Genomic DNA, 19,620 nt, shown 5'->3' on the forward strand with positions numbered 1-19,620 from the left:
AGTAGGACGTTGCCAGGCAAGTAAAAGGACAATCCGGAAGGATTGTCCTTTTTTGTTCTTATTTTATCATCAAGATTTCAGATTTTTATTTTTAGAATCCTCCAACACAGAAATTATTTTTTTAATTTTAACTCCAAACAAAAGCCGTGTAATACTAGTGCGTTTTATAATGAATTCATAAATCAAAAGAGAAACAGTTAGAGTAGAAAACATGATCAATAGATATTTCAAAGGAACACCCAAATTTAGTCTTATCATATAATATCCAACAATCACTAGAGCGGTTTGATGAATGATGTAAACAGGAAAGGCTGCTTCATTCAGATATGGCAGCAATCTATGTTGAAAATTTAAAAACTTATACCCATACCCTAGAATCACCAGTAAGCCGACCCAAACATTAAACGATCTTAAGAGTGTTAATAAAATAGCCATTGCAGGAAAGTTATCAACATGTGGATAAACTCTAGCTAAAAAGATCCAGACAGGTACTAAAATCATTATTGATATAAGCAGTTTTGACCGAAGCCGGTTTAACATTTGTTGAAATCGCAGATCACTGCTTGATATATATCCCATAACAAAAAGTACAAAAAAGTAAAATGGGTTTTGTCCACCGGGGGCAGGCAAGGCTGTTGATAAAGCTAACAATATAAAAAGCATAATATAAACAAATGGTTGAGCAAGGAAATTGTTTATAGATGATCTCCTTTGTTCACTTTTTAAAATAAGAAAGATTGGCAATGCTGCTACTGAGAGAACAAAAAGATAGAGGATAAACCAAAGATGTGCGGGAGTAAAGCTTCCAAAATACCCTGATAAATCACTGAAATCAGTGAAGAATTTCTTTAGAAATATAAAATACGAGTCCGGTGCCTCCCCAGTGTGATCTAGAATGGCATAATAGCCTTGAGGAGGAACAATTAATATCACTCCTGTAACAAGCGGAATCAATAAACGTTGAATTCTCTCTTTTATGTAAAATGCACTAGATTTAGTTTTTAAGGCATACCAGCTTGCAGATCCCGCTAACCAAAAAAGCAGGGGCATAAACCATAAATTGGTGATAGAGATGAACCAGCTCAATCCCCAGCTTAATGTTTCATTTTTTACATAAAATGGATCCCAATGATCAAATACTCTGGCCGAGTGAAAAGGAAATAGAAGCAGGATCCCGAAAATTCTAAGCCAATCCATATCATATCTGCGAATTACACCCATTTTTTACCCCCGTTAAGTAATTTTACCTAATATTTATATTACATGCTGTACAGCAATTTAGATAGACCAGAATTACGAAAAAAGTCGAATCTTTTAGTGGCTTATTTTATAGGCTTTTTGGTTTTACAACCGTGAAATTTGGAGAAAATCAGTAGTAGTGAATCATTGCATATCCTTGAAGTTTTCAGTATAATTAAAGTCAAATATAGTCAAAGTCAGAAGATGGGGGGTGGGAAGATGAGAAACATCTCCGATATTATTGAAAAATATCTAAAGCAGGTATTAGAAATGAGTGAAGCCGACCTTGTTGAGATAAAGCGAAGTGAAATTGCTGATAAATTTCAATGTGTCCCTTCGCAAATAAACTATGTGATTAATACGCGTTTTACGATTGAAAGAGGGTATATAGTAGAAAGTAAGCGGGGCGGCGGTGGATATATTCGGATAATGAAGGTACAATCCCACGACTTAGCCCATTTAATTGACCATTTGCTTTCCCTAGTCGAAAATCGAATAAGCCAAACTAGCGCGGAAGACGTAATTATAAGGCTTGTTCACGAGGAGGTCATTACAAAACGAGAAGCAAAAATTATGCTGAGTGTCATTGATCGTTCTGTATTATATATTGATCTTCCATTCCGAGATGAATTAAGAGCTAGAATGTTAAAAGCGATGTTAACTTCCTTAAAATATAAGTAATTGTTAGTAGCCCAAGAGGTGAGAATATGATTTGTCAAGAATGCAATCAAAGACCTGCAGCACTTCATTTCACCAAAATCATTAATGGTGAAAAAACAGAAGTCCATCTATGTGAGAAGTGTGCTCAGGAAAAAGGTGAAATGTTTATATTAAACGGAGAATCTGGTTTTGGCTTTAATAACCTTTTGGCAGGTTTATTGAATATTGACCCGTCGTTTCAAAAACCAAGCCAAAGTCCATTTCAACAGGAGGAAATTCTTCAATGTCAGCATTGCTCGATGACATTTCCTCAGTTTTTAAAAGTAGGCAGATTTGGCTGTGCTCATTGCTATGAAACGTTTAAAGACCAGCTAAAGCCTGTTTTAAAGCGGCTGCACAGTGGTAATTGGACACATAATGGTAAGATTCCAAAACGAATTGGCGGGGAATTCCAACTTCGTAAACAAATTGAAGAGTTTAAACTTGAATTGCGAGATGCAATCTCCCATGAAGAATTTGAAAAAGCTGCGGAAATACGTGATCAAATTCGTAAATTAGAGAGACAACTAGCTGGCAATGATGAGGGAGGGGAATAACGTGTCGCTTGAGCGATTTTTTAATCAAGCCGTCAGTTCCTGGATGAGCGCGGAGGGTCCGGATTCCGAAATTGTCCTTAGTTCCCGGATCCGGTTAGCTCGTAACTTTGAATCTAATAAATTTCCGACTGTTTTTTCACATGAAGAGGCAAAAGTAATTATCGATACGATGGAGGATATTTTAATAAAATCGCCAATCGAAAAATTCGATAAAATGGAATTATTAAAAATGGATGAGATGCAGCCACTCCAAAAACGAGTATTAGTAGAAAAGCATTTAATCAGCCCACAGCTTGCAGAGGATTCTCCACATGGTGCCGTCCTATTAACGGAAAATGAAGAAGTTAGTATTATGATAAACGAAGAGGATCATATAAGGATCCAATGTTTGTTCCCCGGTTTGCAAATAGCAGAAGCTCTGCAGGCGGCGAATGAAATAGATGACTGGCTTGAAAACCATATTCATTATGCCTTTGATGAAAAATATGGCTACTTAACAAGCTGTCCAACCAATGTAGGAACAGGGCTTCGAGCCTCTGTGATGATGCATTTGCCTGGGTTGATTCTAACTCAGCAAATTAACCGGATCATTCCTGCCATCCATCAGTTAGGCCTAGTAGTCAGAGGGATCTATGGTGAAGGAAGCGAAGCGCTGGGTAATATTTTTCAAATTTCTAATCAGATTACCCTGGGAAAATCAGAAGAAGATATCTGCCGTGATTTAAAAGGGGTAGCGAGTCAGCTAATTTCACAAGAAAGGTCTGCTCGTGAAGCATTACGAAAAACTTCTAACATACAATTAGAAGACAGGGTGTTTCGTTCACTGGGTGTGTTATCTAATAGCCGGATTATTGAATCGAAGGAAGCGGCCCGTTGCCTATCGGATGTTCGGCTTGGTATAGATATGGGGTATATAACAAATATGCCTAAAACAATTTTAAATGAGTTGATGATTTTAACCCAGCCGGGTTTTCTTCAGCAGTATGCAGGAGGTCCATTACGGCCCCATGAAAGGGATATTAGAAGGGCAGCATTAATTAGGGACCGAATAAAAATGGAGAATGAAAAATAGGTGAGGAGGAAGAGAATATGATGTTTGGACGTTTTACTGAGAGAGCACAAAAGGTTCTTGCACTGGCACAGGAGGAAGCTATTCGTCTTGGTCATAATAACATTGGAACTGAGCATGTTTTATTAGGACTGGTACGCGAAGGTGAAGGCATTGCAGCAAAAGCGCTTTATGGTCTTGGTTTAGGATCTGAAAAAATTCAAAAAGAAGTGGAGAATTTAATCGGCAAAGGACAGGAAACTTCTCAAACCATTCACTATACTCCAAGAGCTAAAAAGGTTATTGAATTATCAATGGATGAAGCTCGGAAATTAGGGCATTCTTATGTTGGTACTGAACATATCCTCCTTGGTTTAATCCGTGAAGGAGAAGGTGTGGCAGCCAGGGTATTAAATAATCTTGGTGTCAGCTTAAATAAGGCACGTCAGCAGGTACTTCAGTTACTAGGCAGTAACGAATCAGGTTCTCACCAAGGCGGGGCATCTGCTAGCGCTAATACGCCAACACTTGATAGTCTTGCTAGGGATTTAACAGCGATTGCCCGTGAAGGCAGCCTGGATCCAGTCATTGGCCGCAGTAAAGAAATTCAACGTGTTATTGAGGTATTAAGCCGCCGAACAAAAAATAACCCTGTTTTAATTGGGGAGCCAGGGGTAGGTAAGACAGCAATTGCTGAAGGGCTTGCTCAACAAATTGTAAATAATGAAGTGCCTGAGATTCTGCGTGATAAGCGTGTAATGACACTCGATATGGGTACAGTTGTTGCTGGGACGAAATACCGTGGTGAATTTGAAGATCGTCTGAAAAAAGTAATGGACGAAATTCGCCAAGCAGGAAATATTATTCTATTCATCGACGAATTGCACACCTTAATTGGAGCGGGTGGGGCAGAAGGTGCCATTGACGCTTCTAACATCTTAAAGCCATCCCTTGCCCGTGGTGAGTTACAATGTATTGGTGCTACCACATTAGATGAATATCGTAAATATATTGAAAAAGATGCTGCTCTTGAACGACGCTTCCAGCCGATTCGGGTGGATGAACCAACTGCTGAGGAATCTATTCAAATTTTAGCAGGCTTACGCGACCGTTATGAGGCTCATCACCGTGTGTCAATTACAGATGAAGCAATAGAAGCTGCTGTTAAGCTCTCTGACCGTTATATCTCTGACCGTTTCCTTCCTGACAAAGCGATTGACTTGATAGATGAAGCGGGTTCAAAAGTAAGACTTCGTTCTTATACCACACCACCTAATTTAAAAGAATTAGAGGTGAAATTAGAGGAAGTCAGAAAGGAAAAGGATGCAGCTGTTCAAAGTCAAGAATTTGAAAAAGCCGCTTCCTTAAGAGATTCGGAACAGCGACTTCGTGAACAATTAGAAGAAACAAAGAAAACTTGGAAAGAAAAACAAGGAAAAGAAAATAACGAAGTAACTGTTGAAGATATTGCAAGTGTTGTTTCAAGCTGGACGGGTGTACCAGTATCCAAGCTTGCTGAAACCGAAACGGCAAAATTACTGAATTTAGAAGAAGCCTTGCATTCTCGCGTCATTGGGCAAGAGGAAGCCGTTATAGCTGTTTCTAAGGCAGTTCGTCGTGCAAGAGCAGGATTAAAGGATCCAAAACGTCCAATCGGTTCATTTGTATTTCTTGGTCCTACTGGGGTAGGGAAAACGGAATTAGCCCGCGCCCTTGCGGAAGCCATGTTTGGTGATGAGGATTCAATGATCCGAATTGATATGTCCGAGTATATGGAGAAACATTCCACTTCCCGTCTTGTTGGTTCTCCTCCAGGATATGTTGGTTATGAAGAAGGCGGCCAATTAACAGAAAAGGTCCGCAGAAAGCCATACTCCGTCATCTTGTTGGATGAAATTGAAAAAGCACACCCAGATGTCTTTAATATCTTGCTTCAAGTTCTTGAAGATGGCCGCTTAACAGATTCAAAGGGAAGAACGGTTGATTTCCGAAATACTGTACTCATAATGACCTCTAACGTAGGAGCAGAAGCCTTAAAACGAAATAAGTATGTAGGCTTTAATATTCAAGACGGAGCACAGGATTATAAAGATATGAAGGGCAAGGTTATGGATGAGCTTAAAAAGGCCTTCCGCCCTGAGTTCTTGAACCGTATTGATGAAATTATTGTCTTCCATGCTTTAGAGAAAAAGCATCTAGAAGAAATCGTGACTTTATTATCCGATCAGCTAGTAAAACGATTAAAAGAGCAAAATATTTCGTTAGAGTTAACAGCAGCAGCAAAAGAAAAAATCTCTCAGGAAGGCTACGATCCAGAGTATGGAGCAAGACCGCTTCGCCGTGCCATTCAAAAGCATATCGAAGATCGTCTTTCTGAAGAGCTATTAAAAGGAACATTATTAACGGGTCAGCATGCAATCATTGATGTAGTAAATGGTGAGTTCGTTGTTAGAATGGCAGAAAAAACAAGCTTAGTAAAATAGGATTTTTATGACTTAAGAATAATTTTAGTGTCTAACAACACATGCAAGAGGTACACGTGAATAAAGCCAACCCGTGTACCTCTTTTTTCTTTTCTGAACGGGACACTTGTGCAATTAGAAAGGTTGAAGGTAATGGTAAAAAGGAAAACAAAGTTCATCTGCCAAGAATGCGGTTATGAATCTCCAAAATGGATGGGTAAATGCCCAGGGTGTGGACAATGGAATAAGATGGTCGAGGAAGTAGAGATAACGGGACCTGCTAGAAGAGGGGCATTTGCTCATACACAGCCTGGATCGAATCTATTAACTAAACCAATGAAAATCAATGCGATAGAGATGGAGAATGAACCGAGAATCCTGACCGATCTAAACGAGCTAAACCGTGTACTTGGCGGCGGTGTTGTTAAGGGGTCGTTAGTATTAATTGGCGGGGATCCCGGAATTGGGAAATCTACACTTCTGCTTCAAGTTTCTTCACAGCTTGCCAACAAAGGGAATTCAGTCTTATACATATCTGGTGAAGAATCATTAAGACAAACGAAACTACGTGCAGAACGGCTCGGGATTTCGTCCGAAAATCTGTTAGTTTTCTCTGAAACCAATCTCGAAGAAATTAGTCGCACGATTGACAGTGAGAATCCGAGCTTTGTCATTATTGATTCCATTCAAACGGTTTTTCATCCAGAAGTAACCTCGGCCCCGGGAAGTGTTTCCCAAGTCCGGGAATGTACAGCTGAATTGATGAGGATTGGAAAAACAAAAGGAATTGCCATATTTATTGTTGGGCATGTGACAAAGGAAGGATCCATTGCCGGTCCAAGGCTATTAGAACATATGGTCGATACCGTACTTTATTTTGAAGGTGAACGGCATCATACCTACCGTATTCTTCGAGCAGTTAAAAACCGTTTTGGTTCCACAAATGAAATGGGTATTTTTGAAATGAAGGAATTTGGACTTGAAGAAGTAGAAAATCCATCGGAAATTTTCCTGGAGGAACGATCTCGCGGTGCTGCTGGATCAACGGTTGTTGCTTCGATGGAGGGAACACGCCCTGTTTTGGTTGAAATACAGGCGCTTATTTCTCCTACAAGTTTTGGAAATCCACGACGTATGGCTACTGGGATCGATCATAACCGGGTTCCGCTTTTAATGGCAGTTTTGGAAAAGCGGGTTGGAATGCTGCTAGCTAACCAAGATGCTTACTTGAAAGTGGCTGGAGGAGTGAAACTTGATGAACCGGCGATCGATCTAGCTATTGCCGTAAGCATAGCCTCAAGCTTTAGAGATCGCCCTACAAGACCAACTGACTGTATTATCGGGGAGGTTGGTTTGACTGGGGAGGTAAGAAGGGTGTCAAGAATAGAACAGCGCGTTCAAGAAGCAGCGAAATTAGGCTTTGAGCGTGTGATCTTACCGGCCAATAATTTAAGTGGCTGGACGGGTCCAAAGGGGATTAAGCTTATAGGTGTTTCCTCTGTTAGTGAGGCACTGCAAGCAGCGTTAGGAGAGTAGCAGATGGAAGTTAAGAAATCTGGAGAGGTAACGATAAGTGATGTTTTACAGTTAATTGCCCCTGGAACCCCCCTTAGAGAGGGAATTGATAATGTGCTACGAGCTAATACGGGTGGTCTGATTGTGATAGGATATAACGAAAAGGTAAAGAGCATTGTCGATGGAGGATTTTCAATAAATTGCGCTTTTTCTCCCAGCAATTTATATGAACTTGCCAAAATGGATGGTGCTATTATCTTAAACGAGTTAGGGAACAAAATTCTGTTTGCAAATGCCCAGCTTGCACCAAACGCCGAAATCCCTTCAACAGAAACAGGAATGCGTCACCGTACGGCCGAAAGAGTCGCCAAACAAACAAAAGCGTTAGTGGTTGCTATTTCGCAAAGAAGAAATGTCATTACTTTATACCAAGGGAATTTCCGTTATTCATTAAAAGATATAGCCAACATTTTAACCAAGGCTAACCAAGCTATTCAAACACTTGAAAAATATAAAGTTGTTCTTCAACAAAGCATAACGAACTTAAGTATATTAGAGTTTGAGGAATCGGTGACGTATAACGACTTTTTACTAGTTCTGCACCGTTTTGAAATGGTACTAAAAATTAAAAATGAATTATTAACTTTTTTATATGAACTTGGGACAGAGGGCCGGCTGATCCGCCTGCAAATGAATGAAATTCTAACAGCACTGGAAGAAGAAATTATGTTGATCATTAAAGATTATGCTTTTGATCGGGATATCCAGGCTCATCATGTTCTTCAGCGGATGCAGTCGTTAGCTGCCAGCGGAACGCTAGAGGACACGGTTTTATTAAAATTAATGGGCTATCTTGGCTATGTTCCTCTTGATGAAAATAAAATTCCACGCGGCTATAGAATTCTTCATAAAATTCCGAGATTACCCTTAATCATTATTGAGAACTTAATCACAAGTTTTGGAGAGTTATCGAAAATCATTACGGCTACCGTTGAAGAACTCGATGAAGTTGAGGGCATAGGTGAAGTACGTGCAAAAAAAATTAAAGAGGGTTTTAAATTAATAAAAGACCGGCTTTATACAGACCGGCATTTATAAAATAATTGAATAAGAAAATCCTGTGTGCTAATATGTGCAGCCTGTATTTGTTTGACAGAGAAATTTTCCAATGCTACCCTATGAGGAGTAAGAATTTAACAAATCATTTTTTATTTCAGGCTGATTACAATTGGGAAAAATAATCACAAAATCAAGGTTTCAATTTTGAGAATATGTTTATAATGAATTAGAGGAGGTGAAGGAATGTTAAAAAGAATTGTTCAGGCATGCTTCCTCATTATTGGAGGTACGCTGGGAATCCTGTTATTACCGGAATTGTTTAAATTACTTCATATCAATGACATTCCACTGATTAATAACTCATATGTTACTGCTATTATAGGTGCTATTATTTTTTATCTTATTACCTTTTGGGCAGTAGATTATGTCTTTAATTTTATTAAATGGACAGAAGATTCACTAGTAAAAATCCCTGTAACAGATGTACTTTTTGGCAGTGTCGGATTAATTTTTGGGTTGTTTGTCGCCTTTTTAATTAGTTTTGCTCTTAATGCCGTTCAAGTGCCAATTTTAAATGCCGTTGCACCTATCCTTCTAACCTTATTGTTTGGTTATCTTGGATTTCAGGTTGGTTTTAAAAAGCGTGATGAGCTTTTAGGTCTGTTTGGAAATCGTGGTAACAAGAAAAAGTCCGGTGAGGAAGAAGTTGACCCTGCAGCCGGCAAAGCTTTGAAAATATTAGACACGAGTGTTATTATCGACGGCCGGGTAGCTGATATTTGCCAGACTGGATTTTTGGAAGGGACCATTGTCATTCCACAATTTGTTCTTGAAGAGTTACAGCATATCGCAGATTCCTCCGATGTGTTAAAACGAAATCGCGGCCGCAGAGGCTTGGATATATTAAATCGCATCCAAAAGGAACTCTCCATAAAAGTAGAAATCTATGAGGGTGATTTTGAAGAGATTAGCGAGGTAGACTCCAAACTTGTTAAGCTGGCAAAGTTAACAAATGGGATACTTGTAACAAATGATTTTAATTTAAACAAAGTATGCGAATTACAAAATGTCTCTGTGCTGAATATCAACGACTTAGCCAACGCGGTGAAGCCTGTTGTCCTTCCTGGGGAGGAATTGACAGTTCAAGTCATTAAAGACGGAAAAGAATATCATCAAGGCGTAGCTTATTTAGATGACGGAACAATGATTGTAGTGGAAGAAGGAAGAGAGTATATCGGAAAAAGAATTGAAGTTCTTGTTACAAGTGTCCTGCAAACATCTGCCGGCAGGATGATCTTTGCCAAACCGAAATTACTAGAAAAGGCACTATAAGCAAAGTATGGGGAAGTGCTCTGGGTAAAATGGAGTGCTTCCACAGGATAAAAGAGAAGACAGATAGGGGTTTTTATATGACTTATCAAGTCATTATTCCAGCCGCTGGCCTGGGGAAAAGAATGCAAGCGGGGAAAAATAAACTTTTATTAGAAATTAATGACATACCTGTCCTGGTCCATACCCTAAGGGTTTTTGAAGAGGATGAAGCGTGCAGTGGTATTATATTGGCTATACATCCTCAGGATGAGAGGGAAATTAGTGCGCTGTTGAAAAAGTACCTTATTTCAAAAGTATTAAGTCTGGTACCTGGTGGAGATGAACGCCAGCATAGTATTTATAATGCGCTTAAAACAGTCAAAACAGATGGAATTATTCTTGTTCATGATGCAGCTCGTCCGTTTATTCGTAAGGACCATATCCACCGCTTAACACAGAAAGCAGAAGAAACAGGTGCTGCGATTATGGGTGTCCCGGCAAAAGACACAATGAAAAAAGTAATAAATGGTGTGGTAATGGAGACTGTCGAACGTTCAAGCTTGTGGGCTGTTCAAACCCCACAAGCTTTTCGCGTTTCCTTACTTAAGAAGGCCTATAAAACGGCTGAAAAAGACAAATTTCTTGGAACGGATGATGCCAGTTTAGTGGAACAGTTAGATCATCCTGTGTCTATTGTCGAAGGGGATTACGATAATATTAAGCTGACAACACCTGAAGATTTATACTTTGCTGAAGCGATTATAAAAAAGAGAGAAAAGGAGTTTTACTAATGTTTCGAATCGGACAGGGCTTTGATGTTCACCAATTAACAGAAGGACGCCCTCTTATCATTGGCGGCATTACAATCCCATATGAAAAGGGACTGTTGGGCCATTCGGATGCGGACGTTTTATTACATACGGTTTGCGATGCCTGCCTTGGTGCTATTGGCGAGGGGGATATTGGAAAACATTTTCCGGATACTGATCCAAATTTCAAGGATGCAGACTCGGCAAAGCTTACAGAACATGTATGGCAGCTAGTGAAAGATAAAGGATATGAGCTAGTCAACGCAGACTGTACCATTATTGCACAAAAGCCCAAAATGGCTCCCTATATTGAAGAGATGCGGGGACGAATTGCTGAATTGCTAGAGGCATCCCCAGAGCAGGTGAATGTAAAGGCCACAACAACTGAAAAACTCGGCTTTACCGGCAGGGGCGAGGGAATTGCTTCCCAAGCAGTTGTTTTGTTAAAAAAGGTGTCGGATTAGACTTTATAGATAGAATTCACAGTGGTAAAATGAATCGGTTGAGACAATATATATCGATGGAGGCAGCATTATTATGTCAAACGAAGTTCGTGTAAGGTATGCTCCAAGTCCAACGGGACATTTACATATTGGAAACGCCCGTACTGCATTATTTAATTATTTATTTGCCCGCAATAAAGGCGGTAAATTCATTATCCGGATAGAAGATACCGATAAAAAGAGAAATATCGCCGGCGGGGAAGAAAGTCAATTAAAATATTTAAAATGGCTCGGAATGGATTGGGATGAAAGTGTGGATGTCGGCGGTGAATATGGTCCATACCGGCAATCAGAGAGGAATCACATCTATGAGACATACTATAAACAGTTATTAGAAACAGGCCATGCCTATAAATGTTATTGTACGGAAGAAGAACTGGAGAAAGAGCGTGAAGCTCAAACGGAAAGAGGAGAAACTCCTCACTACTCAGGTAAATGCCGTCACTTAACGGAAGAACAGCGCCGTCAATATGAAGCAGAAGGCCTTAAGCCTAGTATTCGTATTGCTGTACCAGAAGGTAAAACCTTTACATTTGACGATATGGTCAAAGGGGTTGTATCGTTTGAATCGGAAGGTATGGGTGATTGGGTAATGGTGAAGAAAGATGGAACGCCAACTTATAACTTTGCTGTTGCCATCGATGATCATCTTATGGAAATCAGTCATGTACTTCGCGGAGATGACCATATTTCAAATACTCCAAAACAATTAATGGTTTATGATGCATTAGGCTGGGAGCCGCCAGTTTTTGGACATATGACTCTAATTGTAAATGAAAGCCGGAAAAAGTTAAGTAAGCGTGATGAATCGATTATTCAATTTATTGAACAATATGAGGAATTAGGTTATCTGCCTGAAGCATTATTTAACTTTATTACCCTATTGGGCTGGTCGCCGTCTGGTGAAGAGGAACTATTTTCAAAAGAGGAATTCATTGAGATTTTTGATGCGAGCCGTCTTTCGAAATCCCCAGCATTATTTGATAAGCAAAAGTTAACATGGATGAATAACCAATACATGAAAAAGATTGAGGTTGATCGGGTACTCGAACTTGCTCTGCCGCATCTAATTAAAGCAGGACGTCTAAGAGAAAGCCTAACAGATGAGGAGCATGAATGGGCTCGTGGCCTAGTGGCTCTTTTACAGGAAAAGATGAGCTATGGTGCTGAAATTGTAGAATTATCAGATATGTTTTTCCAAGATGATGCCGTTTATGAGGAAGATGCAAAGGAAATCCTATCAGGTGAAACAGTACCTGAAGTACTGCGGGCATTTTCTCACGAGCTTGATCAACTTGAGAGCTTCCGGGCTGATGGAATTAAAGCAGCGATGAAGGCCGTGCAAAAATCAACCGGTCAAAAAGGGAAAAATTTGTTTATGCCAATTCGTGCAGCGGTTACAGGACAGACACATGGTCCAGATCTTCCGCAGACAATCGAATTATTAGGGAAAGCTAAGGTACAAAACAGAATAAATAAAATTATTAGTTAACAATCATGAAAAAATGTAATATAGTAAAAGAAATAAGAAAAGCGGAAGCACCTGTTTAGCGGCGTATGGACTGGAGCGCCTCGACTGAGATAAAGGAAACACGGAGAGCGATAGCGATCCGATGTTGACTTATCGTAGGGAGAAGAGCGAAGTCCACTAGCCGCTGGGTGCTGGAGCTGGACAGTTATCGAGGTCCAATGTTAGAATCCTAATAATATAAGCAAAAGCGAAGAAGAGGAAAAGTAAAAAAATGATGCTTCAAAGAGAGAACCATCACCGGCTGAGAGTGGTTTAAGCCTCCCATTTTTTGAAATGCACCTCCGAGCCCCATTTCGAAAGGAGTCAACTCGAGTAGATTTGGGCGGACGGGTCCGTTAACAAGTAGAGTGAGGTATGGTTGAGCATCCTGCAGTTGGGAGATGGCTTGATAGACCTAATCAGAGTGGAACCACGTATTAATGCGTCTCTGTCGATTACGACAGGGGCGCTTTTTATATATTAAAACAAAGGGGGGAAGAGCGGTGTTCAAACGGATGAAAGAGGACATAGAGGTTGTTTTTGAACAAGATCCCGCGGCGAGGAGCGCATTAGAAGTCGTGTTGACTTATTCAGGTTTGCATGCCATTTGGGCACATCGGATTGCCCATGCACTCTTCAAACGGAAATTATATTTCTGGGCTCGTGTGATTTCACAAGCAAGCCGTTTCTTTACGGGAATCGAAATACATCCTGGGGCTAAAATAGGCAGGAGATTTTTTATTGATCATGGAATGGGTGTTGTCATAGGGGAAACCTGTGAAATTGGGGATAATGTAACTATATACCAAGGTGTTACGCTTGGAGGAACAGGTAAAGAAAAGGGAAAACGGCATCCAACCATTAAGGATAATGTTTTAATTGCTACTGGTGCTAAGGTGCTTGGCTCTATTACTGTTGGTGAAAATTCTAAGATTGGCGGCGGTTCCGTTGTTTTAAAAGAGGTACCTCCCAACTCAACGGTGGTTGGAATCCCGGGAAGAGTAGTCATTCAAGATGGTATTCGGATACCAACAGCAAAAGATTTAAACCATTGTGATCTCCCTGATCCAATCGCTGACCGCTTCCGCGAAATGGAAAGTGAAGTAATTGAATTAAGACAAGAGCTTCAAGAATTAAAAAATGAAAGGATAAAAATTAATGGCCATTCAAATATATAACACATTGACCAGAAAAAAAGAAACCTTTGTTCCTCTTGAGGAAGGAAAGGTAAAAATGTATGTCTGCGGACCGACAGTCTATAATTATATTCATATAGGGAATGCCCGTCCTGCTATCGTTTTTGATACGGTTCGCCGCTATCTTGAGTACCGTGGATATGATGTTAAATACGTATCAAACTTTACAGATGTGGATGATAAATTAATTCGAGCAGCAAACCAGCTTGGCGAAGATGTTCCGACTATTGCCAACCGCTTCATTGAAGCATACTTTGAGGATGTCTCAGCTCTAGGCTGCCAAAAGGCAGATGTTCACCCGAGGGTAATGGAAAATATGGACATCATTATTGATTTCATCAGTCAATTAGTGAAAAAGGGTTTTGCTTATGAGTCAGAGGGGGATGTTTATTTCCGTACAAGAAGTTTTGATGAGTACGGAAAGCTCTCCCATCAATCGATTGATGACCTTCAAGTAGGAGCTAGAATTGAAGTCGGTGATAAGAAAGAAGATGACTTGGATTTTGCTCTGTGGAAAGCTGCCAAAGAAGGAGAAATCTACTGGGAAAGCCCATGGGGACTAGGACGTCCGGGCTGGCATATTGAATGCTCGGCAATGGCAAAGAAATATCTTGGCGAGACGATTGATATCCATGCAGGGGGGCAAGATTTAACCTTCCCGCATCATGAAAATGAAATTGCTCAATCAGAAGCCCTTTCCGGTAAATTATTCTCCAGGTACTGGATGCATAATGGGTATATTAATATCGACAATGAAAAAATGTCTAAGTCACTTGGAAACTTTGTCCTTGTGCATGACATTATCAAAAAACATAATCCACAAGTACTAAGGTTCTTTATGTTGTCTGTTCATTATCGAAATCCGATTAACTATAGTGAGGAACTCTTAGAAAGTACAAAGGCTGCATTTGAACGTTTAACAACGTCTTACCAAAATTTAAAGCATCGAAAAGAGGCAAGTACTAACTTAACTGACCATAATCAAGAGTGGTTAGATAAACTGACGGTTCTCCATGACCAATTCATCGAGGCAATGGATGATGATTTTAATACCGCCCTTGCTATTTCCATTCTATTTGAAATATCCAAACTGGCAAATTATTATCTTTTAGAAAAAAATACAGCAGTAGAAGTAATTGAAGCCTTTACTAATAAATTTGAAGAGTTATTGGGTGTACTTGGCCTAACGTTTGGAAGTGATGAGATGTTAGATGGAGAAATTGATGCTTTAATTGAAAAGCGGAACCAGGCCCGAAGAGACCGAAACTTTCAATTGTCTGACCAAATTAGGGACCAACTAAAAGAAATGAATATTATTTTAGAGGATACACCACAGGGTACAAGGTGGAAAAGAGGCTGATTCATGCTGGATTATGAGAATAATATTGATGCCAAACAATTGAATGGTCTTGCGCTTGCTTATATGGGAGATGCTGTGTTTGAGTCTTATGTTAGACGGCACCTCCTCTATAGCGGGAAGGTCAGACCCAATCAGTTGCACAGGATGGCAACTAGATACGTTTCAGCGAAGGCGCAGTGCAAGATCCTTTTTCAATTAATGGATGAAAAGCTTTTAAATGAAGAGGAATCTGCAGTAGTCTTGCGAGGCAGGAATGCAAAATCAGGAACAGTCCCTAAAAATACAGATGTACAAACCTACCGATACAGTACAGCATTTGAAGCATTGATGGGTTATTTATTTTTAGAAGGAAGAGTAGAACGAATGGAAGAGCTGGTGGAAAAAGCCTTCAGCTATGTCGAAAACGAATAGTGATTAAACTTGCACCTTTTTGAAAGGAGGAGCGTTAATATGAGTCAAGAATATATCGTTGGTAAAAATCCAGTTATTGAAGCACTTAAATCCGAAAGAGATATTAATAAAATATTGATTGCCGAGGGTTCACAACGGGGGCAGATGCAGCAGATCACACAGTTGGCGAGAGAAGCTAATGTCCTTGTGCAATTCGTCCCAAAAAAGAAGCTTGACCAAATCTCGGAAGAAAATCATCAGGGTGTGCTTGCCTATGTAGCTGCCTACCAATATGCAGAAATAGACGATTTGTTTGCTGCAGCTGAAAAGAAGAATGAGGCACCTTTTTTCTTATTGCTGGATGAAATTGAAGATCCGCATAACCTTGGGTCCATTATGCGGACTGCGGATGCGGTTGGAGCCCATGGGATTATTATCCCAAAACGAAGAGCAGTGGGGTTAACAGCGACGGTTGCTAAAGCTTCGACAGGTGCGATTGAATATATACCGGTAGTTCGGGTAACAAATATGGCACGTACGATTGACGAGTTGAAAGAGCGGGGCGTATGGATTGCTGGAACAGATGCCAAGGGGAAGGAAGATTACCGTCAAATGGATGGCACACTTCCGCTCGGATTAGTGATTGGCAGTGAAGGGAAAGGAATGGGGCGGTTAATCCGCGATAAATGCGATTTTCTTATTCATTTACCGATGGCTGGAAAAGTTACTTCGTTAAATGCCTCTGTTGCTGCATCACTACTCATGTATGAGGTTTATCGCAAACGGCATCCGCTTGGCAGGTAATTTATGGACATCCTGCTTGTCGACGGATATAACATTATTGGAGCATGGCCCGAACTAAAAGCACTAAAGGATCGAGATTTACCGGCTGCTAGAGACCGTCTGGTTGAAAAAATGGCTGAATATCAAGCGTATTCTGGATATCGAGTTATTGTTGTTTTCGATGCCTATTATGTACAAGGGACAGAGAAAAAATATAAAAATCATAAAGTTGAGGTCATCTTTACAAAAGAAAATGAAACAGCCGATGAGCGGATCGAGAAAATGGCGATTAGTTTAAGTAATCGAAAAACACAAATCCATGTAGCCACTTCTGATTTTACAGAACAATGGGCAATCTTTGGACAAGGTGCATTAAGAAAATCCGCTCGTGAGTTGTTAATTGAAATGTCCTCCATTGAAAAAGGGATAGAAAAGAAGGTAAAAAAGATTCAAGAGGATAAACCCTTCTATAAAATACCTATTAGTGAACAAATGGCAGAAATTTTTGAAAAATGGCGCAGAGGCGAAAAATGAGCTCTCGACTTCAAAATATTTCTAATGTATACTAATAATATGTATGCATGTTCGGTGGAGGGGATCTACTTTGAGTACGGACTTCGGAGCAAAGATTAACGAGCGTTTTTTCGTAATGGAAGACGAGGAAATTGTCGACTTGGTACACCAAGGTGATAGTGAAGCATTGGATTATTTGATTCACAAGTATCGTAATTTTGTGCGTGCAAAAGCAAGATCCTATTTTTTAATTGGTGCGGATAAAGAAGATATTGTCCAGGAAGGCATGATTGGTTTATACAAGGCGATTCGTGACTTCCGAGAGGACAAGCTGACTTCTTTTAAAGCGTTTGCGGAACTCTGTATAACCCGCCAAATTATCACAGCGATTAAGACAGCAACAAGGCAAAAGCATATTCCGTTAAATTCTTATGTATCATTGGACAAGCCTATTTATGATGAAGAATCTGACCGGACATTAATGGATGTTTTGTCAGGTGCAAAGGTTCTCGATCCTGAAGAATTGATAATCAATCAAGAGGAATTCGACCATATAGAAGTAAAAATGACCGAATTATTAAGCGACTTAGAGCGTAAGGTATTGGCCTTATATTTAGACGGCCAATCTTATCAGGAAATTTCTGAAGAGCTAAATCGTCATGTGAAATCCATCGATAATGCCTTGCAGCGGGTAAAAAGGAAACTTGAGCGGTATCTGGAAATCCGGGAATTCTCGTTGTAGGTATTTAAATTTGGCATAATTGTCAATATTGTTAATCTGTTTTAGGATTATTGACATTAATTAGGGGTCATGTTACATTTTTAGTGAAAATGAGAGAATAGTTGAAGGTGTCGAATATGAGCAAAAAGGTCATCTTAGCTTGTGTAGCGTGCGGCTCGCGAAATTATTCGACAGCTAGCAAGGAAACACAAACAGAACGATTAGAATTAAAAAAGTTTTGTAAGACTTGTGCGACCCATACCATCCACCGGGAAACAAAATAAAGATAGATACTAGCACTGCCTACTTATGATTGTTGGGGGTTACGAAATAATGCAACGCATAACGAAATTCTTCAGTGATGTATTCCGTGAAATGAGAAAAGTTAGCTGGCCAAAACGCAGTGAATTAGTTCGTTCAACTGTTACAGTTCTAACAACTGTAGTGTTTTTTGCAGCGTTTTTTGCCGTTCTAGATTTGGGGATTTCTAAATTGATTCGATTAATTCTTGAATAATACGCTATCATTCATGGTATAATGGAAAATAATAAAGGAAATTTTATCTAAAAGCCCGTATAAACGGGTTTTTTAATTTGTCTTAAAACGGAATAATCAAGGTTCAAAGCCGTTGGACGCAATAAAAGGTTGTTAAAATTTCGACAAAAAATGAGGGAGGGACGGACGATCTAGTCCTCTTAAATGGAAAAGAATTGGTATGTTGTTCATACTTACTCAGGTTATGAAAATAAAGTAAAAGCTAACTTAGAAAAAAGGGTAGAATCAATGGGCATGGCAGATAAAATATTCCGTGTTGTTGTGCCTGAAGAAGAAGAAACAGAAATCAAAAACGGCAAAAAGAAGGTTGTCAAACGAAAGGTTTTCCCTGGTTATGTATTAGTTGAGTTAGTCATGACAGATGATTCTTGGTATGTCGTACGTAATACTCCGGGTGTAACGGGATTCGTTGGCTCTGCAGGTTCCGGCTCCAAACCTACACCATTGCTTCCTGAGGAAGTCACCGTTTTACTTAAGCGTATGGGTGTAGAAGAAATGCGTGTGGATGTGGATTATGAAATTGGAGAAACTGTCCGCGTGAAGGAAGGTCCTTTTGCTAACTTTACAGGGTCTATTGAAGAGATGGATAAAGACCGCGCCAAGCTTAAGGTTCTTGTCAATATGTTTGGCCGTGACACCCCGGTAGAACTTGATTTCACACAGATAGAAAAGCTATAAAGAACTCAATCTCAAAGAAAAAATAATCAGTTATTGTAAAAAAACTTGAAATCATTTTTAAAAAATGTTAATATTTCATAGGTCAGTATGTCTCCGTTGTGAGGCTAGACTAATGTTTAAGTTCTTTATGATTTTTATATAAAGACATATGATGAGTGGGAGGGTCTGAATAGTCCCTATTACCACATCACGGACTTTAAGGAGGTGTGTCTCGTGGCTAAAAAAGTAATTAAAGTCGTTAAATTACAAATCCCTGCTGGAAAAGCAAACCCAGCGCCGCCAGTTGGTCCTGCACTAGGTCAAGCAGGTGTTAATATCATGGGATTCTGTAAAGAATTTAACGCTCGTACAGCAGATCAAGCTGGATTAATCATTCCTGTTGAAATTACGGTATTTGAAGACCGTTCATTTACATTTATTACGAAAACTCCTCCTGCTGCCGTTCTTTTAAAAGTAGCAGCTGGAATTCAGTCTGGTTCAGGTGAACCTAATCGTAATAAAGTAGCAACAGTAAAGCGTGATAAAGTACGCGAGATTGCGGAACAAAAAATGCCTGACCTTAACGCAGCTAGCGTTGAAGCAGCAATGCGCATGGTTGAAGGTACTGCACGCAGCATGGGTATCGTTATCGAAGACTAATCCATGTAAAAGTTTATTGTTGAAATGAAGGGGTTGCGTAGCTGAATGTTCACTCGCAACCTTTTTCGTGGGA

21 protein-coding genes and 1 other annotated feature are annotated in these 19,620 nt (G+C 39.8%); of the genes, 20 read left to right on the plus strand and 1 reads right to left on the minus strand.

What is annotated here, in order from left to right; translation table 11 throughout:
• Positions 1-69: 69 nt before the first annotated feature.
• On the minus strand, positions 70-1,221 hold the full coding sequence (locus tag CVD27_RS00215) for an acyltransferase family protein (RefSeq protein WP_101645903.1): 1,152 nt from the start codon (positions 1,219-1,221) through the stop codon (positions 70-72).
• 237 nt (positions 1,222-1,458) lie between these two features.
• Here CVD27_RS00215 and CVD27_RS00220 point away from each other — a divergent pair, with 237 nt between their 5' ends.
• The 20 genes from CVD27_RS00220 to rplK all read left to right on the plus strand — a co-directional run bounded on the left by CVD27_RS00220 (position 1,459) and on the right by rplK (position 19,547).
• Entirely contained in the window at positions 1,459-1,920 is a 462-nt protein-coding gene (locus CVD27_RS00220; protein ID WP_101645904.1) for a CtsR family transcriptional regulator, read from the plus strand.
• Positions 1,921-1,946: 26 nt separating this feature from the next.
• Positions 1,947-2,495: a UvrB/UvrC motif-containing protein gene (locus tag CVD27_RS00225; RefSeq protein ID WP_101645905.1), complete on the plus strand. Its 549-nt coding sequence runs from the start codon at positions 1,947-1,949 to the stop codon at positions 2,493-2,495.
• 1 nt (position 2,496) lies between these two features.
• Positions 2,497-3,567, plus strand: coding sequence for a protein arginine kinase (locus tag CVD27_RS00230; protein ID WP_101645906.1), 1,071 nt, complete (start codon positions 2,497-2,499; stop codon positions 3,565-3,567).
• Positions 3,568-3,584: 17 nt separating this feature from the next.
• Positions 3,585-6,026 (plus strand): ATP-dependent protease ATP-binding subunit ClpC, encoded by a 2,442-nt coding sequence (gene clpC / locus CVD27_RS00235; protein WP_101645907.1) that lies wholly within the window; start codon positions 3,585-3,587, stop codon positions 6,024-6,026.
• A gap of 132 nt (positions 6,027-6,158) precedes the next feature.
• Positions 6,159-7,541, plus strand: a complete 1,383-nt coding sequence (gene radA / locus CVD27_RS00240) for a DNA repair protein RadA (protein WP_101645908.1) — start codon at positions 6,159-6,161, stop codon at positions 7,539-7,541.
• 3 nt (positions 7,542-7,544) lie between these two features.
• A complete protein-coding gene (disA, locus tag CVD27_RS00245; protein ID WP_101645909.1) occupies positions 7,545-8,618 on the plus strand; it encodes a DNA integrity scanning diadenylate cyclase DisA in 1,074 nt (357 codons plus the stop codon).
• 204 nt (positions 8,619-8,822) lie between these two features.
• Positions 8,823-9,911, plus strand: coding sequence for a PIN/TRAM domain-containing protein (locus tag CVD27_RS00250; RefSeq protein WP_101645910.1), 1,089 nt, complete (start codon positions 8,823-8,825; stop codon positions 9,909-9,911).
• Positions 9,912-9,988: 77 nt separating this feature from the next.
• Positions 9,989-10,681, plus strand: coding sequence for a 2-C-methyl-D-erythritol 4-phosphate cytidylyltransferase (gene ispD / locus CVD27_RS00255; protein ID WP_101645911.1), 693 nt, complete (start codon positions 9,989-9,991; stop codon positions 10,679-10,681).
• The gene (gene ispF, locus CVD27_RS00260; RefSeq protein ID WP_101645912.1) at positions 10,681-11,163 is read left to right on the plus strand and encodes a 2-C-methyl-D-erythritol 2,4-cyclodiphosphate synthase; all 483 of its coding nucleotides are present in this window, start codon (positions 10,681-10,683) and stop codon (positions 11,161-11,163) included. The genes ispD and ispF overlap by 1 nt, the downstream gene beginning before the upstream one ends.
• 73 nt (positions 11,164-11,236) lie before the next feature.
• Positions 11,237-12,694 carry a glutamate--tRNA ligase gene (gene gltX, locus CVD27_RS00265; RefSeq protein ID WP_101645913.1) on the plus strand — a complete coding sequence of 486 codons (1,458 nt, stop codon included), beginning with the start codon at positions 11,237-11,239 and terminating at the stop codon, positions 12,692-12,694.
• Between the two features lie 220 nt (positions 12,695-12,914).
• Positions 12,915-13,165, plus strand: a binding site (T-box leader).
• 50 nt (positions 13,166-13,215) lie between these two features.
• Positions 13,216-13,890 carry a serine O-acetyltransferase gene (gene cysE, locus CVD27_RS00270; RefSeq protein ID WP_101645914.1) on the plus strand — a complete coding sequence of 225 codons (675 nt, stop codon included), beginning with the start codon at positions 13,216-13,218 and terminating at the stop codon, positions 13,888-13,890.
• Positions 13,871-15,268, plus strand: a complete 1,398-nt coding sequence (gene cysS, locus CVD27_RS00275; RefSeq protein WP_101645915.1) for a cysteine--tRNA ligase — start codon at positions 13,871-13,873, stop codon at positions 15,266-15,268. Before cysE ends, cysS begins: the two co-directional genes overlap by 20 nt.
• A 3-nt stretch (positions 15,269-15,271) precedes the next feature.
• Positions 15,272-15,679: a Mini-ribonuclease 3 gene (locus tag CVD27_RS00280; protein ID WP_101645916.1), complete on the plus strand. Its 408-nt coding sequence runs from the start codon at positions 15,272-15,274 to the stop codon at positions 15,677-15,679.
• A gap of 39 nt (positions 15,680-15,718) precedes the next feature.
• Positions 15,719-16,462: a 23S rRNA (guanosine(2251)-2'-O)-methyltransferase RlmB gene (gene rlmB, locus CVD27_RS00285; protein ID WP_101645917.1), complete on the plus strand. Its 744-nt coding sequence runs from the start codon at positions 15,719-15,721 to the stop codon at positions 16,460-16,462.
• A 3-nt stretch (positions 16,463-16,465) separates the two neighbouring features.
• Complete coding sequence (locus CVD27_RS00290; RefSeq protein WP_101645918.1) at positions 16,466-16,975, plus strand: NYN domain-containing protein; 510 nt, start codon at positions 16,466-16,468, stop codon at positions 16,973-16,975.
• Positions 16,976-17,045: 70 nt separating this feature from the next.
• A complete protein-coding gene (gene sigH, locus CVD27_RS00295) occupies positions 17,046-17,696 on the plus strand; it encodes an RNA polymerase sporulation sigma factor SigH (RefSeq protein ID WP_101645919.1) in 651 nt (216 codons plus the stop codon).
• 116 nt (positions 17,697-17,812) lie between these two features.
• Entirely contained in the window at positions 17,813-17,959 is a 147-nt protein-coding gene (rpmG, locus tag CVD27_RS00300) for a 50S ribosomal protein L33 (RefSeq protein ID WP_101645920.1), read from the plus strand.
• A gap of 49 nt (positions 17,960-18,008) precedes the next feature.
• Positions 18,009-18,191, plus strand: coding sequence for a preprotein translocase subunit SecE (gene secE, locus CVD27_RS00305; protein ID WP_101645921.1), 183 nt, complete (start codon positions 18,009-18,011; stop codon positions 18,189-18,191).
• Between the two features lie 183 nt (positions 18,192-18,374).
• On the plus strand, positions 18,375-18,908 hold the full coding sequence (nusG, locus tag CVD27_RS00310) for a transcription termination/antitermination protein NusG (protein ID WP_101645922.1): 534 nt from the start codon (positions 18,375-18,377) through the stop codon (positions 18,906-18,908).
• 213 nt (positions 18,909-19,121) lie between these two features.
• Positions 19,122-19,547, plus strand: a complete 426-nt coding sequence (rplK, locus tag CVD27_RS00315) for a 50S ribosomal protein L11 (RefSeq protein WP_141561102.1) — start codon at positions 19,122-19,124, stop codon at positions 19,545-19,547.
• Positions 19,548-19,620: the final 73 nt, after the last annotated feature.

The organism is Neobacillus cucumis, from assembly GCF_002860255.1.
Lineage (GTDB): Bacteria > Bacillota > Bacilli > Bacillales > Cytobacillaceae > Neobacillus > Neobacillus cucumis_A.

Bases quoted from the DNA above. Each gene is read 5' to 3' on its own strand.
- CVD27_RS00290 (WP_101645918.1), top strand. From the start codon at position 16,466: ATGGACATCCTGCTTGTCGACGGATATAACATTATTGGAGCATGGCCC.
- CVD27_RS00215 (WP_101645903.1), bottom strand. From the start codon at position 1,221: ATGGGTGTAATTCGCAGATATGATATGGATTGGCTTAGAATTTTCGGG.
- radA (WP_101645908.1), top strand. From the start codon at position 6,159: ATGGTAAAAAGGAAAACAAAGTTCATCTGCCAAGAATGCGGTTATGAA.
- rlmB (WP_101645917.1), top strand. From the start codon at position 15,719: ATGAGTCAAGAATATATCGTTGGTAAAAATCCAGTTATTGAAGCACTT.
- clpC (WP_101645907.1), top strand. From the start codon at position 3,585: ATGATGTTTGGACGTTTTACTGAGAGAGCACAAAAGGTTCTTGCACTG.
- gltX (WP_101645913.1), top strand. From the start codon at position 11,237: ATGTCAAACGAAGTTCGTGTAAGGTATGCTCCAAGTCCAACGGGACAT.
- secE (WP_101645921.1), top strand. From the start codon at position 18,009: ATGCAACGCATAACGAAATTCTTCAGTGATGTATTCCGTGAAATGAGA.
- CVD27_RS00280 (WP_101645916.1), top strand. From the start codon at position 15,272: ATGCTGGATTATGAGAATAATATTGATGCCAAACAATTGAATGGTCTT.
- ispD (WP_101645911.1), top strand. From the start codon at position 9,989: ATGACTTATCAAGTCATTATTCCAGCCGCTGGCCTGGGGAAAAGAATG.
- CVD27_RS00220 (WP_101645904.1), top strand. From the start codon at position 1,459: ATGAGAAACATCTCCGATATTATTGAAAAATATCTAAAGCAGGTATTA.
- ispF (WP_101645912.1), top strand. From the start codon at position 10,681: ATGTTTCGAATCGGACAGGGCTTTGATGTTCACCAATTAACAGAAGGA.
- disA (WP_101645909.1), top strand. From the start codon at position 7,545: ATGGAAGTTAAGAAATCTGGAGAGGTAACGATAAGTGATGTTTTACAG.
- CVD27_RS00250 (WP_101645910.1), top strand. From the start codon at position 8,823: ATGTTAAAAAGAATTGTTCAGGCATGCTTCCTCATTATTGGAGGTACG.
- nusG (WP_101645922.1), top strand. From the start codon at position 18,375: ATGGAAAAGAATTGGTATGTTGTTCATACTTACTCAGGTTATGAAAAT.
- cysS (WP_101645915.1), top strand. From the start codon at position 13,871: ATGGCCATTCAAATATATAACACATTGACCAGAAAAAAAGAAACCTTT.
- rpmG (WP_101645920.1), top strand. From the start codon at position 17,813: ATGAGCAAAAAGGTCATCTTAGCTTGTGTAGCGTGCGGCTCGCGAAAT.
- CVD27_RS00225 (WP_101645905.1), top strand. From the start codon at position 1,947: ATGATTTGTCAAGAATGCAATCAAAGACCTGCAGCACTTCATTTCACC.